General features: G+C 73.8%; 14 protein-coding genes. 10 read left to right on the top strand and 4 right to left on the bottom strand.

Annotation, left to right across the window (positions count from 1 at the left end):
• Nucleotides 1-43: 43 nt before the first annotated feature.
• From SLAV_RS10130 to SLAV_RS10120, 3 genes are all read right to left on the bottom strand, one after another.
• Nucleotides 44-964: an NADP-dependent oxidoreductase gene (locus tag SLAV_RS10130; protein ID WP_030238246.1), complete on the bottom strand. Its 921-nt coding sequence runs from the start codon at nucleotides 962-964 to the stop codon at nucleotides 44-46.
• Nucleotides 965-1,058: 94 nt separating this feature from the next.
• Nucleotides 1,059-1,799 carry a DUF2470 domain-containing protein gene (locus SLAV_RS10125; protein WP_030238248.1) on the bottom strand — a complete coding sequence of 247 codons (741 nt, stop codon included), beginning with the start codon at nucleotides 1,797-1,799 and terminating at the stop codon, nucleotides 1,059-1,061.
• Between the two features lie 45 nt (nucleotides 1,800-1,844).
• Complete coding sequence (locus SLAV_RS10120; RefSeq protein WP_078950590.1) at nucleotides 1,845-2,516, bottom strand: TetR/AcrR family transcriptional regulator; 672 nt, start codon at nucleotides 2,514-2,516, stop codon at nucleotides 1,845-1,847.
• A gap of 98 nt (nucleotides 2,517-2,614) precedes the next feature.
• Between SLAV_RS10120 and SLAV_RS10115 the strand changes: the two genes are divergently transcribed.
• The 4 genes from SLAV_RS10115 to SLAV_RS10100 all read left to right on the top strand — a co-directional run bounded on the left by SLAV_RS10115 (nucleotide 2,615) and on the right by SLAV_RS10100 (nucleotide 5,438).
• Entirely contained in the window at nucleotides 2,615-3,010 is a 396-nt protein-coding gene (locus SLAV_RS10115) for a cell division protein SepF (protein WP_030238253.1), read from the top strand.
• A 66-nt stretch (nucleotides 3,011-3,076) separates the two neighbouring features.
• On the top strand, nucleotides 3,077-4,441 hold the full coding sequence (locus tag SLAV_RS10110; protein WP_051841343.1) for an AAA family ATPase: 1,365 nt from the start codon (nucleotides 3,077-3,079) through the stop codon (nucleotides 4,439-4,441).
• Nucleotides 4,438-4,830, top strand: coding sequence for a nucleotide pyrophosphohydrolase (locus SLAV_RS10105; RefSeq protein ID WP_051841344.1), 393 nt, complete (start codon nucleotides 4,438-4,440; stop codon nucleotides 4,828-4,830). The genes SLAV_RS10110 and SLAV_RS10105 overlap by 4 nt, the downstream gene beginning before the upstream one ends.
• A 122-nt stretch (nucleotides 4,831-4,952) precedes the next feature.
• Nucleotides 4,953-5,438, top strand: coding sequence for a DUF6099 family protein (locus SLAV_RS10100; RefSeq protein ID WP_030238259.1), 486 nt, complete (start codon nucleotides 4,953-4,955; stop codon nucleotides 5,436-5,438).
• A gap of 48 nt (nucleotides 5,439-5,486) precedes the next feature.
• Here SLAV_RS10100 and SLAV_RS10095 read toward each other — a convergent pair whose 3' ends face one another.
• On the bottom strand, nucleotides 5,487-5,768 hold the full coding sequence (locus SLAV_RS10095; RefSeq protein WP_051841345.1) for a hypothetical protein: 282 nt from the start codon (nucleotides 5,766-5,768) through the stop codon (nucleotides 5,487-5,489).
• Between the two features lie 203 nt (nucleotides 5,769-5,971).
• On the opposite strand from SLAV_RS10095, the gene SLAV_RS10090 reads away from it, so the two are divergent.
• From SLAV_RS10090 to SLAV_RS10065, 6 genes are all read left to right on the top strand, one after another.
• Nucleotides 5,972-6,895 (top strand): LLM class F420-dependent oxidoreductase, encoded by a 924-nt coding sequence (locus SLAV_RS10090; protein WP_030238261.1) that lies wholly within the window; start codon nucleotides 5,972-5,974, stop codon nucleotides 6,893-6,895.
• A gap of 13 nt (nucleotides 6,896-6,908) precedes the next feature.
• On the top strand, nucleotides 6,909-7,769 hold the full coding sequence (gene mmuM, locus SLAV_RS10085) for a homocysteine S-methyltransferase (protein ID WP_030238263.1): 861 nt from the start codon (nucleotides 6,909-6,911) through the stop codon (nucleotides 7,767-7,769).
• A 93-nt stretch (nucleotides 7,770-7,862) separates the two neighbouring features.
• The gene (locus tag SLAV_RS10080; protein WP_030238266.1) at nucleotides 7,863-9,386 is read left to right on the top strand and encodes a 3' terminal RNA ribose 2'-O-methyltransferase Hen1; all 1,524 of its coding nucleotides are present in this window, start codon (nucleotides 7,863-7,865) and stop codon (nucleotides 9,384-9,386) included.
• Complete coding sequence (locus tag SLAV_RS10075) at nucleotides 9,383-11,950, top strand: polynucleotide kinase-phosphatase (protein WP_030238269.1); 2,568 nt, start codon at nucleotides 9,383-9,385, stop codon at nucleotides 11,948-11,950. The genes SLAV_RS10080 and SLAV_RS10075 overlap by 4 nt, the downstream gene beginning before the upstream one ends.
• A 191-nt stretch (nucleotides 11,951-12,141) precedes the next feature.
• Entirely contained in the window at nucleotides 12,142-12,639 is a 498-nt protein-coding gene (locus tag SLAV_RS10070; protein WP_244225239.1) for a hypothetical protein, read from the top strand.
• Nucleotides 12,640-12,694: 55 nt separating this feature from the next.
• A complete protein-coding gene (locus SLAV_RS10065) occupies nucleotides 12,695-13,921 on the top strand; it encodes an arginine deiminase (RefSeq protein ID WP_100661273.1) in 1,227 nt (408 codons plus the stop codon).
• Nucleotides 13,922-13,950: the final 29 nt, after the last annotated feature.

The following is a 13,950-nucleotide window of genomic DNA, read 5'->3' as shown; positions in this document are numbered from 1 at the left end:
CGGAGTGCGCAACTCCGGCCGCCCCGCGGGCGTTGATCCGTCCTCACACGGTGAGGACGATCTTGCCGCGGGCCTGGCCCGTCGCGCTCAGCTCCCACGCCGCGGCGGCGTCGGAGAGCGGCAGCACGTGACCCACCTTGACGGTGATCGTGCCCGTGTCGGCGAGCTCCGCGAGCGCGGTGAGATCGGCCGTGGAGGCGCGCGCCCAGATGTGCTTGGCGCCCTTGGAATCGGCGTCGTTGTCGGCGACGGAGATCACCGGGCCGCCCGGCCGGACGATCGACTGCAGCAGTTCGACGCCGCCCTCGCCGTAGAAGTCGAGCCCGGCGTCGACGCCGTCGGGGGCCAGCTCCCGGATCCGCTCGGCCACCCCGTCCCCGTACAGCACCGGCTCGGCGCCCAGGGAGCGCAGGTAGTCGTGGTTGCGGGCGCTCGCCGTGCCGATGACGCGGGCGCCGAGGTGGACCGCGATCTGCACGCCCAGCGAGCCGACACCGCCGGCGGCCGAGTGGATGACCACGGTCTGACCGGCTGCGACACCCGCCCGGGTGACGGCCTGGTAGGACGTGAGCCCGGCCAGGGGGAGCCCTGCGGCCTCCTCGAAGGTCAGCTCGCGGGGCTTGGGGGCGAGGGTGCGCACGGGGGCGGCGACCAGCTCGGCGTAGGTGCCCAGCTGCACCCATTCCTTGCGGACGTAGCCGTAGACCTCGTCGCCGACGGCGTAGTCGTACGTGTCGGGGCCGACGGCCTCGACGGTTCCCGCGACGTCCCAGCCGGGGATGACGGGGTGGCGGACTTCCAGGACGTGACCGAGGAAGCCGGCGGCGAGCTTCCAGTCGACGGGGTTGACGCCGGCGGCCTTGACGCGGACGAGGACCTCGCCCGGCCCGACCTTGGGCTCCGGTACCTCAACGAGCTCCAAGGCGGTCGGAGTTCCGTACGTGCTGTAGGTGATTGCCTTCATGTACGACCCAACGATCCGGTTCCGGAGACTGTTCCTGGAGGCGGACGCCCGGTTCCCGCACTCCAGAAGGGCTCCAGCGGATCTCCGTCGACCCTCAGGCGGGCAGGGTGTTGCGATGCGAACGCCGCCGGGCCGCGCTGAGGAGGGCCTGGATCTGCGCGCCCGACTGCTCGACGTCGTCCAGCGGCGAGGGGAACGGCAGCCGTACGTCGCGGTGCCCGCGGCGCTCCTCCAGGCGCAGGGTGATCCCGTACCGGTCGAGGGCGAGCGGCAGCGCGCGGACCACGGCGGCCGACGGTGCGGGCCGCACCAGCCGCAGCAGCAGGGTGACGAGCTCGGGGTGGTCGTCCAGCAGGTGGGTGAGCATGCCGGCCTCGTACGGGGCGAGCGGGTCGGGCCAGGCCCGGTCCAGCTCCTCCAGCCCGATGTACGCGGTCCCGTCCGCGGTCTCCAGGACCGCCCGGCCGTACTCGACGCAGGTGCTGTCGCCTGCCTCGGCGTGGCCGTCCCCGGAGTAGGGGGTGAGGAGGCGGCCGAGGACGGTGACGCGGGCGCGCACCCGGTCGCGCACCGGGGTCGGGGCGATGTCGGTGAACTCCAGCCGGATCGCGGGGCGCTCGTCGGGGAGCGGGAGGCCCGGCTCCCCGGCGGCGGGCGCGGCCGGGTGCAGGTGCAGCCGCCCGAGGACGTCGGAGCCGTCGAGGTGGCGCACCTCGTGGTGGACGCCGTCGACGACCACGGTCATCGAGTGGGCGGCGGCCAGTACGGAGCGGACGCGCTCGGCGTCGCCGGGCCGGGCCGTGGCGGGAGTGGCGGGATCGCCGGACAGGCGCATGCGGAGGTCTCCATCATCCGAGCGAGCGGGTTAGGTATGCCTAACCTAACCTATTCGTCGGTCGGGGAGTACCCCGCGGGCCAGCCGTCCGAGGGTCTCGGTGATCCGTTCGGGAGGCAGGCCGAGGGTGTGCCGCTGGAACTGGTAGACCTCCGGCGCGAGCGGGCTGAGCAGCACGTCCACGGCGGCGTCGGGATCGGCGGCGCCGGCGTCCGCCAGCAGGCTCCGTACGTGCGCCCGCCAGTGCCGGTAGGTGGCGCGGCCGAAACGGTCCGGCCCCGGGCGGATGCCCAGGGCCAGTGGCAGGTGTCGCTCCAGGTGCTCCAGCGCGGCGGCGTAGAAGGCCGCCAGCCGCTCCGCCGGCGGCGCCCCGGGTCCGAGCGGCGGCGGGCCGAACGCCAGGCGGCCCTGGAGGATGCGCTCGTGCTCGTCGAGGAGGGCGGCGGCGACGGACGGCGGGTCGGGGAACCGGCGGTACAGGGTGGCCCGGCCGACCCCGGCGGCCTTGGCGATCTGGTCCATCGTCACCGTCAGGGGGTCGCGTTCGGTGAACAACTGCTCGGCTGCGCCCAGGATCTGGGCCCGGTTGCGGACCGCGTCCGCCCGTTGTCGGCCTCGGGGGGACGGAATCAGGCCACCGGCACCCGGCGCGGCGCGCCGTACCGGGCCACCGCCCGTGATGTCGCGTACGGTGCGGACCTCGTCGCCATTGGTCATGGCGGCGACCCTACGTGCTTCGTGTCGGTGTTGGGCTGAACGGGTGAAACGCGAGAGGATGGGGGGATGCACATGAAGCGCACGGCCGAGGCGGCCCGGTGAGCAGGTACGACGTCACCGACGAGCAGTGGGAGGGACTCGCGCAGGTGGTGCCGCTGCGCAGTCGCAACGAATGGCCCTCCCGGGTGGACCACCGCACGATTCCCACGGCGCCCGGGGCGTCCACGGCGGAACAGCGGCGCTTCGTGGTGATCCGGGTCCAGATCTTCGCCGACGCCCGCGAGGTGGCGGAGTACCTGATCGCCCAGATCCCGGTGCTGCTCGACCTCACGGGCGCGGACGGCGAAGTGGCCAAGCGGATCCTCGACTTCAGCAGCGGTGTCGTCTTCGGGCTGGGCAGCGGGATGCACCGGGTCGACCGGAACGTCTTCCTGCTGGCACCCGTCGGGACCGAGGTCGAAGGGATCGCGGCGGCCGCCGTCCCCCGATCGTAGGAAGGTCGGGGCGGTGGAACGGTTCGCCGTACCCCGGGGCGGGCCGACGGACCGTACCGTCCGCCCATGGACGCCACCCTGGACGCGACACGGTCCGCTGCCACCCTCCCTTCCGGCTCCCGGACCCCTCCGGCCGCCCCTTGCCCTCCTCCCTCCTGCGCTCCCCCCGCCGCCTCCTTAGGGGCGGTCGCCGGGCCGGGGCGGCCCGCGGTCACCGAACTGCGGCTGTCCGCCTTCGGCCGGCACCGGGCGGCGGCCTTCCCGCTCGGCCCCGTGACCCTGTTCGCCGGAGCCAGCGGCAGCGGCAAGTCCCAGGCCCTGGCCGCCTACGCGGCCCTGTCCCGGCTCGCCTCCGGGGCCGCCCTGGACGAGGTGTTCCCCGATCCGGCGGCCCACGTGCCCGAACGGGCCGTCCCCGACCCGGACGGGCGGAGGGGCTTCCGCATCGGCTGCACCGTCGACGGCCCGGCCGGGCCCGTCCGCCTCGACCTCGCCGTCCAGGCCGAACCCGAGCTGCGGGTCGTCGGCGAACGCCTCGCCCAGGACGGTCAGATGCTGCTCACCACCGCTCTGCGCGACCCGCGCCGGCGCTCCGTCCAGGCCGCCTGGTTCACCGGGGGCGCCGTCGGCGTGACCCGCGCCCCGCTCCCCGACGACCGGCTCGCCACCGCCCTGTTGCCGCTGCGGGTGGCCGGAGCCACCGCCGGGCAGCGCAGGGTGCTCGCCGCCGCCGAGCAGGTCGTGGTCGCCCTGCGCTCGGTGTTCCCCTGCGACCCCCGGCCCGAGCGGATGCGGGCGCCCGTCCCGCAGGGCGACGGCCGGCTGCACGGCGACTGCCGGAACCTGGCCGACGTACTGCGCCGGACCCGCCACGAGTGCGCCACCCGGCACGCCCTGCTGGCCGCGGCGGCCCGTACCGGCTGCGCGGGGCCGGTCGCCGGGCTGGACGTACGGGGGGCGGCCGCCGGCCCCGGCGGCGGTACGGGCGGAGGAGGTCGGGGAGGTCCGGGAGCCGGTCGCGGCGGGTCGGCCGGCGGTCGCGGCGGGCCGGTCGGCGGGCCGGTCGGAGGGCCGGTCGGCGGTCTGGTGGCGGCCGTGCTGGACCGGGGTCCCGGCGTGCCCGCGACCGACCTCGGGCGGCTCGGCGCGGGCGAACTCCGCTTCCTCGCGCTGGCCCTCGTCCTGCTCACCGGGCCCGGGGTGCTCCAGGTGGAGCCGGTCGCCGACGTGCTGGCCGCCCGGCAGGCGCTCACCGTCCTCGCCGACGACCTCGACCGCGGGCTGGACCGGGGGCAGAGCGCCGAACTGCTGCGCCTGGCCCTGCTGTCCAGCGGCCGCGGGCACGTCCGGCTGGCCGCCGCGGTGGGCGAGGCGACCGCGGGAACCGGGCGCGGGCTCCCCGGCGTCTCGGTGGTAGACCTGGTCCCATGAGTACTGCCCCCCAGAACCCCGAGCCCGAGCCCCCGCACGGCGAACGGCTCTACCGGCTCCAGCGACGGCTGGCCGACTTCGCGGCCGCCCGGGACTGGGGCCCGTACCACACGCCCAAGAACCTCGCCGTGGCCCTGAGCGTCGAGGCGTCGGAACTGGTCGAGATCTTCCAGTGGCTGACACCGGAACAGTCGGCCGCGATCATGGAGGAGCCTGAAAGTGCCCATCGGGTGGCCGATGAGGTGGCCGATGTGCTCGCGTATCTGCTGCAATTCTGTGAGGTCCTAGGGGTGGACGTGCTGGATGCGCTCGCCGCGAAGATCGAGAGGAACGAAGTCCGCTTCCCGGCGACCGGCACTTCGACCTCTGATCGTCACTCTTCGGAGTGATGGTGTCATCCACAACCATGTTTGTGTCCACAGATTTCCGAATACCCCTGGCTTTACTGGCCCGTTGCCTTCACTCTGGGTAGTGAAGGACGGCGGGATGTCGTGCGGACGGGGGACGGCATATGGATGCGGTACGGCTCATCGCGGCCGGCCGGCACGCGCTGGCACAGAGCGGGGCTGCGTGGGACATCGTCGGCGAGGCCTGGCAGGCCCAGGCGCTGGCGCAGGGGATAGGGAGCTGGCTGGCGGTCACCGGGCCGCCGGAGCTGAGAGCGGAGGCACGGGGACTGGGGGAAGCGGGAGGCAGAGGCTGCGGGGTCATCGACCGGGCGGCGCTGCGCGGGGAGGGCAGCGCGCCCGAACAGCCGCCGCGCGCCGCGCGGCTGACGGAGGTGACCGACGCGCGACAGGCGCTGCTGGGACTGCAGGCGCTGCTCGGCGAGGTGGGCATAGCGCTCGTCGGCGTGGCCTGCGGGACGGATGACGAGGGCTTGTACTGGCAGTGCATAGAGTCGATCGACGCGGCCGACGAGTCGAGCGACCGGGTCCGCGCACTGCTGCGCCGGATGACCGTACGGGAACGGGGGTCGGCCTCCGGGGTGGTCTGAGGCCGCGGCCCGAAGGGTCCCGCCGCGGGCGACGGGACCCGGGCACGGTCAGTGGGAGCGGTCGGCGCGGTGCTCGCTCTCGTACGTGCTGCCGCCCGGGGAGACCGGTGTGCCGGAGGGAGCGCGGTCCGCGGAGTGCTGGAGGTCGGCGTCGAGCCGGGAGAGGTCGGCGTTCAGTGCGGCCATCAGCTCCTCCATCTGCTGCAGCAGCCCCTTCGGCGCGCCGCCGCCCGGGGTGTCTGCCGCGGAGTCCTGGTGGGCTTGGTCCTGTGCTGCCTGTCCGGTCCGTCCGTTCTCTCGGCGGGTCTCCGGCACGGCCTCGTGGGACATGGCGGCCTCCTCGGCCCCGGCCCTTCCGAGTGGAAGGGGGCGGTGGACGCACCGGCGAGAGGCCGCCGGCGCGCGGGCCGGGCGGTCCGGCTCCGTCCGAGCCAACGAGCCCCATCCGCGCTGGTCACTGGCCGGACGGGGGGGTGGCCCTTCCGGTTGACGCAGATTCACCCGGCAGGGGTCGGAAGGGCAGGATGGGAGACATGGACCTCCGCATTTTCACCGAGCCGCAGCAGGGCGCCGACTACGACACCCTCCTGACCGTCGCCAAGGCCACCGAGGACCTCGGCTTCGACGCGTTCTTCCGCTCCGACCACTATCTGCGGATGGGATCCGCCGACGGGCTGCCCGGCCCCACCGACGCCTGGATCACCCTCGCGGGTCTGGCCCGCGAGACCCGGCGGATCCGGCTGGGCACGCTGATGACGGCGGGCACCTTCCGGCTGCCCGGAGTCCTCGCGATCCAGGTCGCCCAGGTCGACCGGATGTCCGGCGGCCGGGTCGAACTCGGCCTGGGCGCAGGCTGGTTCGAGGAGGAGCACAAGGCGTACGGGATCCCCTTCCCCGCGGAGCGGATGGCCCGGCTGGAGGAGCAGCTGGCCGTGATCACCGGCCTGTGGGCCACCGAGCCGGGCTCCACCTTCGACTACCACGGCGAGCACTACCGGCTGGAGAACTCCCCGGCCCTGCCCAAGCCCGCCCAGGCCAAGGTGCCCGTCCTGATCGGCGGCCACGGCGCCCGGCGCACCCCGCGCCTCGCCGCCCGGTACGCGGACGAGTTCAACATGCCGTTCGCGTCGATCACGGACAGCGAGCGGCAGTTCGGCCGGGTCCGGGAAGCCGCCGAGCAGGCCGGCCGCAAGGCCGACGACCTCGTCTACTCCAACGCCCTGGTGGTGTGTGTGGGCAAGGACGACGCCGAGGTCGCCCGCCGGGCCGCCGCCATCGGCCGCGAGGTGGACGAGCTGAAGGCCAACGGCCTCGCCGGCTCCCCGGCCGAGGTCGTCGACAAGATCGGCGCCTACGCCGCCATCGGCTCCTCCCGCGTCTACCTGCAGCTCCTCGACCTCGACGACCTCGACCACCTGGAGCTCATCTCCGCCCGGGTGCTCTCCCAGCTCCGTTAGGAGGAAGCCGACCATGCCCCGCGCGACCGGCCCGCTCGCCGACGCCCTGGCTGCCCGGAACGTCCTCCTGGACGGCGGGCTCAGCAACCAGCTCGCCGCCCAGGGCTGCGACCTGTCCGGGGACCTGTGGACCGGCCGGGTGCTCGCCGAGCAGCCCGACCAGGTGGAGGCCGCCCACACGGCGTACGTCCGGGCCGGCGCCGAGGTACTGATCACCGCGAGCTACCAGGTCGGGAACGACCCGGTCCTGCTGCGGCGGAGCGTACGGGTGGCCGACCGGGCCGCGCGGGCCGCCGCCCACGAGGTGTGGGTGGCCGCTTCCGTGGGCCCGTACGGGGCGGTCCTCGCCGACGGCTCCGAGTACCGGGGCCGGTACGGGCTGGGCGTGGACCGGCTGGCCGCCTTCCACCGCCCCCGGATCGAGGCCCTGGGCGGGGCGGACGTGCTGGCCCTGGAAACCGTCCCCGACACCGACGAGGCCGAGGCCCTGCTGCGCGTCCTGGCCGGCACCGGGGCCCGCGCCTGGCTCACCTACACCGTGGCGGCCGGCCGCACCCGGGCCGGCCAGCCCCTCGACGAGGCCTTCGCCCTCGCGGCCGCCGCCCCCGAGGTCATCGCGGTGGGCGTCAACTGCTGCGACCCGGCCGATGTGCTCCCCGCCCTGGAGGCGGCCGCCTCCGTCACCGCCAAGCCCCTCGTGGCCTACCCCAACGACGGCTCCGTCTGGGACGCCGCCGACCGGACCTGGCACCCCCCGTCCGCCCCCGCCCCCTGGAACGTGGCGGCCTGGCGCGCGACGGGTGCGCGCCTCGTCGGCGGCTGCTGCCGTGTGGGACCGGACGTCATCGCGGCCCTGCGCACCCCGCCGCCCTGATCCCGTCCCGGTCCGCACACCGCCCCCGCACACCGTCTCCGGGCCCGGAAAACCAGGGGCGCCGGACGGCGGTCGTGGAACAGAATCGACCGTGTGTTCCTGACGATCTCCACCACCGGCACCCCCGAACGACCCGCCACCGACCTGGGCTTCCTGCTGCACAAGCACCCCGGCAAGGCGCAGGAGTTCACCACCTCCCACGGCACCGCCCACGTGTTCTACCCCGAGGCCACGGCCGAGCGGTGCACGGCGGCCCTGCTGCTGGAGGTGGATCCCGTCGCACTCGTGCGGCGCTCCCAGGGCAAGGGCAAGGGCCGGGGAGGAGCCCCCGACGCGGCGCTCGCGCAGTACGTCAACGACCGCCCGTACGCCGCCTCCTCCCTGTTCGCCGTCGCGCTCGGCAAGGTCTTCCGCAGCGCCCTGGCCGGTACGTGCGCCGCCCGGCCCGAACTGCCCGGCCGGCCGCGTCCGCTGCGCGTCGAGCTGCCGGCGCTGCCCGCCCGGGGCGGCGCGGACCTGGTGCGGCGGCTCTTCGGCCCGCTGGGCTGGGACTCCGTACGCACCGAGCCCGTCGCGCTGGACGAACGCTTCCCCGAGTGGGGCGACAGCCGCTACGTACGGCTCGTCCTGGAGGGCGAGCTGAAGCTCGACGACGCCCTGCGCCAGCTCTACGTGCTGCTGCCCGTGCTCGACGACGCCAAGCACTACTGGATCGCCCCCGACGAGGTCGACAAGCTGCTGCGCGCCGGAGACGGCTGGCTGGCGGCGCACCCCGAGCACGCCCTGATCACCGCCCGCTACCTGGCCCGGCACAAGCGGCTCACCCAGGACGCGATGGAGCGCCTGGAACTGGCCCGCCTCGCCGAGGCCGACGGCAGCGAGGCCGGAGAACTCGACGACGCCGCGGAGGAGCAGCCGGACGACACGCAGCGCTCGGTCCCGCTCGCGGTGCGCCGGCGCGAGGCCATCCTCGCCGCCCTGCGTTCCGCCGGGGCCGCCCGGGTCCTGGACCTGGGCTGCGGACAGGGACAGCTCGTCCAGGCCCTGCTGAAGGACCCGTCCTTCACGGAGATCGTCGGTGTCGACGTGTCCGTGCGGGCGCTGGCCACGGCCGCCCGGCGGCTGCGGCTGGAGCGGATGGGGGAGCGCCAGAGCTCCCGCGTCACCCTCCTGCAGGGCTCGCTCGCCTACACCGACAAGCGGCTGGCCGGCTACGACGCCGCCGTGCTCAGCGAGGTCGTCGAGCACCTCGACCTGCCGCGGCTGCCCGCGCTGGAGTACGCCGTCTTCGGCGCGGCCCGCCCCCGCACGGTGCTCGTGACCACCCCGAACGTCGAGTACAACGTCCGCTGGGAGTCGCTGCCCGCCGGGCACGTCCGCCACCGCGACCACCGCTTCGAATGGAACCGCGAGGAGTTCCGCGCCTGGGCCGGCGAGGTCGCCGCCCGGTACGGCTACACCGTCGTGTACGCACCCGTCGGCGAGGACGACCCCGAGGTGGGTCCGCCGACCCAGATGGCCGTCTTCACGGCCGCCGCCACCGACTTCCCTTCCGCCACCGAAACCCCTTCCGCCACCGAAACCACCGATACCCCGAAGGAGGGCGAGGCAGCATGAACACTCCCACCACCCACCGCGTCCTCCCCGTCACCGACCTGTCCCTCGTCGTCCTGATCGGGGCCACCGGATCGGGCAAGTCCACCTTCGCCCGCAAGCACTTCAAGGCCACCGAAGTGCTGTCCTCCGACTTCTGCCGGGGCCTGGTCGCCGACGACGAGAACGACCAGAGCGCCAGCAAGGACGCCTTCGAGGTCCTGCACCACATCGCGGGCAAGCGGCTCGCCGCCGGACGCCTGACGGTCGTCGACGCCACCAGCGTCCAGGCGGAATCGCGCCGTCAGCTGGTCAGGCTGGCCCGTGAGCACGACGTGCTGCCCATCGCCATCGTCCTCGACATGCCGGAGTCCGTCTGCGCCGAACGCAACGCGGCCCGCCCGGACCGTGCCGGGCTGCCGCGCCGGGTCATCCAGCGCCACCGCTCCGAACTGCGCCGCTCGCTGCGCGGTCTGGAGCGCGAGGGCTTCCGCAAGGTGCACGTGCTGCGCACGGTGGAGGAGGCCGAGTCCGCCGAGGTCGTCCTGGAGAAGCGCTTCAACGACCTCACCCACCTCACCGGCCCCTTCGACATCATCGGCGACATCCACGGCTGCGCTTCCGAGCTGGAGACCCTGCTCGGCAAGCTGGGCTACGAGGACGGCGTCCACCCCGACGGGCGCACCGCCGTCTTCGTCGGCGACCTCGTCGACCGCGGCCCCGACAGCCCCGGCGTCCTGCGCCGGGTGATGGGCATGGTCGGGTCCGGCAACGCCCTGTGCGTCCCCGGGAACCACGAGAACAAGCTCGGCCGTTACCTCAAGGGCTCCAAGGTCCAGCTCACGCACGGCCTCGCGGAGACCGTCGAGCAGCTCGGGCGCGAGTCCGAGGAGTTCGTGCAGGAGGTGCGGACGTTCATCGCAGGCCTGGTCAGCCACTACGTCCTCGACGGAGGCCGGCTGGTGGTCTGTCACGCGGGCCTGCCCGAGAAGTACCACGGCCGCACCTCCGGCAGGGTCCGCTCGCACGCCCTGTACGGGGAGACCACGGGCGAGACCGACGAGTTCGGCCTGCCCGTGCGCTACCCGTGGGCCGAGGACTACCGGGGCAAGGCAGTCGTCGTCTACGGACACACCCCGGTCCCGGACACCACCTGGATCAACAACACCATCTGCCTCGACACCGGCGCCGTCTTCGGCGGCCGGATGACCGCCCTGCGCTGGCCCGAGCGCGAACTGGTCGACGTACCGGCCGAGAAGGTCTGGTACGAGCCGGTCAAGCCGCTCGTCGCCGCGGTTCCGGGCGGGCACGACGGCCGTCCGCTGGACCTGGCCGACGTACAGGGCCGCCGCGTGGTGGAGACCCGTCACCTGGGCAACGTGGGCGTCCGCGAGGAGAACGCGGCGGCCGCCCTGGAGGTCATGAGCCGCTTCGCGGTGGACCCCCGGCTGGTGCCCTACCTCCCGCCGACCATGGCCCCGACCGCCACGGCCGCGCAGGAGGGCTGGCTGGAGCACCCGGCCGAGGCCTTCGCCCAGTACCGGGCCGACGGCGTCGAGCGGGTGGTGTGCCAGGAGAAGCACATGGGCTCGCGCGCCACCGTCCTGCTCTGCCGCGACGCCGGTGCGGCCCGCGAGCGGTTCGGGGTCGACGGCGGCGTCACCGGCTCCCTCTACACCCGCACCGGACGCCCCTTCTTCCACGACCCCGGGGTGACGGAGGCCTTCCTCGCCCGCCTGCGCGCAGCCGTCGACGGCGCGGGCCTGTGGGAGGAACTCGGCACGGACTGGCTGCTGTTCGACGGCGAGCTGCTGCCCTGGTCCCTGAAGTCCACCGGCCTGCTCCGCAACCAGTACGCCGCCGTCGGCGCGGCCTCCCGCGCCGTCTTCCCGGACGCCCTCGCCGCCCTGGAGGCGGCCGCGGCCCGGGGCGTGGACACCGGAGCCCTCCTGGAGCGCCAGCGCGGCCGGGCCGCCGACGCCGCCGCCTTCACCGAGGCGTACCGGCGTTACTGCTGGACCACCGACGGGCTGGACGACGTACGGTTCGCGCCGTTCCAGCTGCTCGCGGCGGCCGGCCGTTCGCTGGCCGCCGTACCGCACGACGAGCAGCTGGGGTGGCTGGACCGGCTCGCCGACGCCGACGGACGGGCCGCCGCCGACCGGTCCGGTGCCCCGCTGCTGCGGCGCACCGCCCGGATCCTCGTGGACACCGGGGACGAGGCGTCCGTGCGGGCCGGCACCGACTGGTGGCTGGAGCTGACCGCCGGCGGCGGTGAGGGCATGGTCGTCAAGCCGCTCGTGGCGTACGCCCGCGACGGCAAGGGCCGGCTGGTCCAGCCGGGGCTGAAGGTCCGCGGACGCGAGTACCTGCGGATCATCTACGGACCGGAGTACACGCGTCCGGAGCAGCTGGAGCGACTGCGCCCGCGGTTCCTCGGCCACAAGCGCTCGCTCGCCCTGCGCGAGTACGCGCTCGGGCTGGAGGCCCTGGACCGGCTGGCGGCGGGGGAGCCGCTGTGGCGGGTCCACGAGGCGGTGTTCGCCGTGCTCGCCCTCGAATCGGAGCCGGTGGACCCCCGGCTGTGACCCCCGCCGGGGTCCCGGCCGGGACCCCGATCGAGGGACGCGTGCCGTAAAGCGGCGGCCCCCGTACGGCCTGGAATTAGGTCGTATGGGGGAACTTTCGCGGAGAAGTCCGGGGAATACACCGGCCGGATCGTTCATCCAGGGCAGCGGAATGTCCGCGAACCCGGAAGGACGGAACGTCACCTATGAAGATGACCGCGCGCGGAAGCATTGCGGCGCTCATGACCTGTATGGCCGCGGCCGGCGCGGCCACCCCGGCCGTGGCCGACTCGGTTCCCGTGGGAGTCCCGCTGGAGGCGGTGGAGACCACGCTGGGCGTACCCACCCCGCACGTGGTCACCGCCGTCCCGGTGCCGGTCGTCGGTGCCCCCGAGGCACCCCGCCACCACAAGGGCGACATGCTCCCGACCCCACTGCTCCCGGTGGTGCCGATCGCCACCGACCTCGGGGTCACCCGGGTCACCTCGCCGGTGCCCAACCTGCTGGGCGACCCCTCGACGGACGGGGAGGGCTCGCTGGAGTCCCCGGACACCACCCTGCGCACCCGGAGCCCCGGAGCCGTCGTCGGCTCGCCCCTGACGATGCCGGACGGCAGCAACAGCGGCCTCCCGAACCTGACCGCCCCCAAGCTCGGCGTGATCGCTCCGGAAGTGATCGGCGCCCCGACGGCACTTCTCGGCCTGCGCTGAGTCCGCGCGGCCGACGCAAGGTCAGAAAGCCGCCCGGTCTGGGTACGTGTACGGCATGGGATTCCACGTCGACTCCGAGACCGGGCGGCTGCGCCGCGTCATCCTCCACCGGCCCGACCTGGAGCTGAAGCGGCTCACACCGAGCAACAAGGACGCCCTCCTCTTCGACGACGTGCTGTGGGTGCGCCGGGCCCGCCAGGAGTACGACGGTTTCGCGGACGTGCTCCGCGACCGGGGCGTCGCCGTCCACCTCTTCGGCGACCTGCTGCGCGAGTCCCTCGACATCCCCGAGGCGAGACACCTCGTACTGGACCGGGTCTTCGACGAGAAGGAGTACGGCCCCCTCGCCACCGACCACCTGCGTTCCGTCTTCGGCGGGCTCTCCTCGGCCGACCTCGCGGAGGCGCTGGTCGGCGGCATGACCAAACGGGAGTTCCTGGAGCGGCACGCCGAGCCGGTGTCGGTGCGCTTCCACGCGCTGGAGACGGACGGTTTCCTGCTGGGCCCGCTGCCCAACCACCTCTTCACGCGGGACACCTCCGCCTGGATCTACGACGGGGTGTCGATCAACGCCATGCGCTGGCCCGCCCGGCAGCGCGAGACCGTGCACTTCGAGGCGATCTACCGCTACCACCCGCTGTTCACCGGATCCGGGGCCTTCCACTACTGGTCACAGGGGCAGGCGGACTACCCCTCGACCATCGAGGGCGGGGACGTCCTGGTCATCGGCAACGGCGCCGTCCTGATCGGGATGAGCGAGCGGACCACCCCGCAGGCGGTGGAGATGCTCGCGCGCGGCCTGTTCGCGGCCGGCTCGGCGACGGCCATCGTGGCGCTCGACATGCCCAAGCGGCGGGCCTTCATGCACCTGGACACGGTGATGACGATGGTCGACGCAGATACGTTCACTCAGTACGCGGGACTCGGCATGCTGCGCTCCTACACGATCCGGCCGGGCGAGCGGCCCGGGGAACTGCGGGTGAGCGACCATCCGGCCGAACACATGCACCGGGCGATCGCGGCCGCGCTCGGCCTGGAGCGGATCAGGGTGCTGACGGCCACCCAGGACGTGCACTCGGCGGAGCGCGAGCAGTGGGACGACGGGTGCAACGTGCTGGCGGTGGAACCGGGGGTGGTGGTCGCGTACGAGCGCAACGTCACGACCAACACGCACCTGCGCAAGGAGGGCATCGAGGTGATCGAGATCCCGGGGAGCGAGCTCGGGCGGGGGCGGGGCGGGCCGCGGTGCATGAGCTGCCCGGTGGAGCGGGACGCCGTGTGACCGGGCGCTTGTGATCCGGCCCTGTGTGA

This window comes from Streptomyces lavendulae subsp. lavendulae, assembly GCF_002803845.1.
Classification (GTDB): domain Bacteria; phylum Actinomycetota; class Actinomycetes; order Streptomycetales; family Streptomycetaceae; genus Streptomyces; species Streptomyces lavendulae.
This window is presented reverse-complemented; position numbering and strand designations above follow the sequence as displayed.

Coding starts and splice junctions, on each gene's coding strand:
- SLAV_RS10130 (WP_030238246.1), bottom strand. CDS start 964: ATGAAGGCAATCACCTACAGCACGTACGGAACTCCGACCGCCTTGGAG.
- SLAV_RS10125 (WP_030238248.1), bottom strand. CDS start 1,799: ATGCGCCTGTCCGGCGATCCCGCCACTCCCGCCACGGCCCGGCCCGGC.
- SLAV_RS10120 (WP_078950590.1), bottom strand. CDS start 2,516: ATGACCAATGGCGACGAGGTCCGCACCGTACGCGACATCACGGGCGGT.
- SLAV_RS10110 (WP_051841343.1), top strand. CDS start 3,077: ATGGACGCCACCCTGGACGCGACACGGTCCGCTGCCACCCTCCCTTCC.
- SLAV_RS10105 (WP_051841344.1), top strand. CDS start 4,438: ATGAGTACTGCCCCCCAGAACCCCGAGCCCGAGCCCCCGCACGGCGAA.
- SLAV_RS10100 (WP_030238259.1), top strand. CDS start 4,953: ATGGATGCGGTACGGCTCATCGCGGCCGGCCGGCACGCGCTGGCACAG.
- SLAV_RS10095 (WP_051841345.1), bottom strand. CDS start 5,768: ATGTCCCACGAGGCCGTGCCGGAGACCCGCCGAGAGAACGGACGGACC.
- SLAV_RS10090 (WP_030238261.1), top strand. CDS start 5,972: ATGGACCTCCGCATTTTCACCGAGCCGCAGCAGGGCGCCGACTACGAC.
- mmuM (WP_030238263.1), top strand. CDS start 6,909: ATGCCCCGCGCGACCGGCCCGCTCGCCGACGCCCTGGCTGCCCGGAAC.
- SLAV_RS10075 (WP_030238269.1), top strand. CDS start 9,383: ATGAACACTCCCACCACCCACCGCGTCCTCCCCGTCACCGACCTGTCC.
- SLAV_RS10070 (WP_244225239.1), top strand. CDS start 12,142: ATGACCGCGCGCGGAAGCATTGCGGCGCTCATGACCTGTATGGCCGCG.
- SLAV_RS10065 (WP_100661273.1), top strand. CDS start 12,695: ATGGGATTCCACGTCGACTCCGAGACCGGGCGGCTGCGCCGCGTCATC.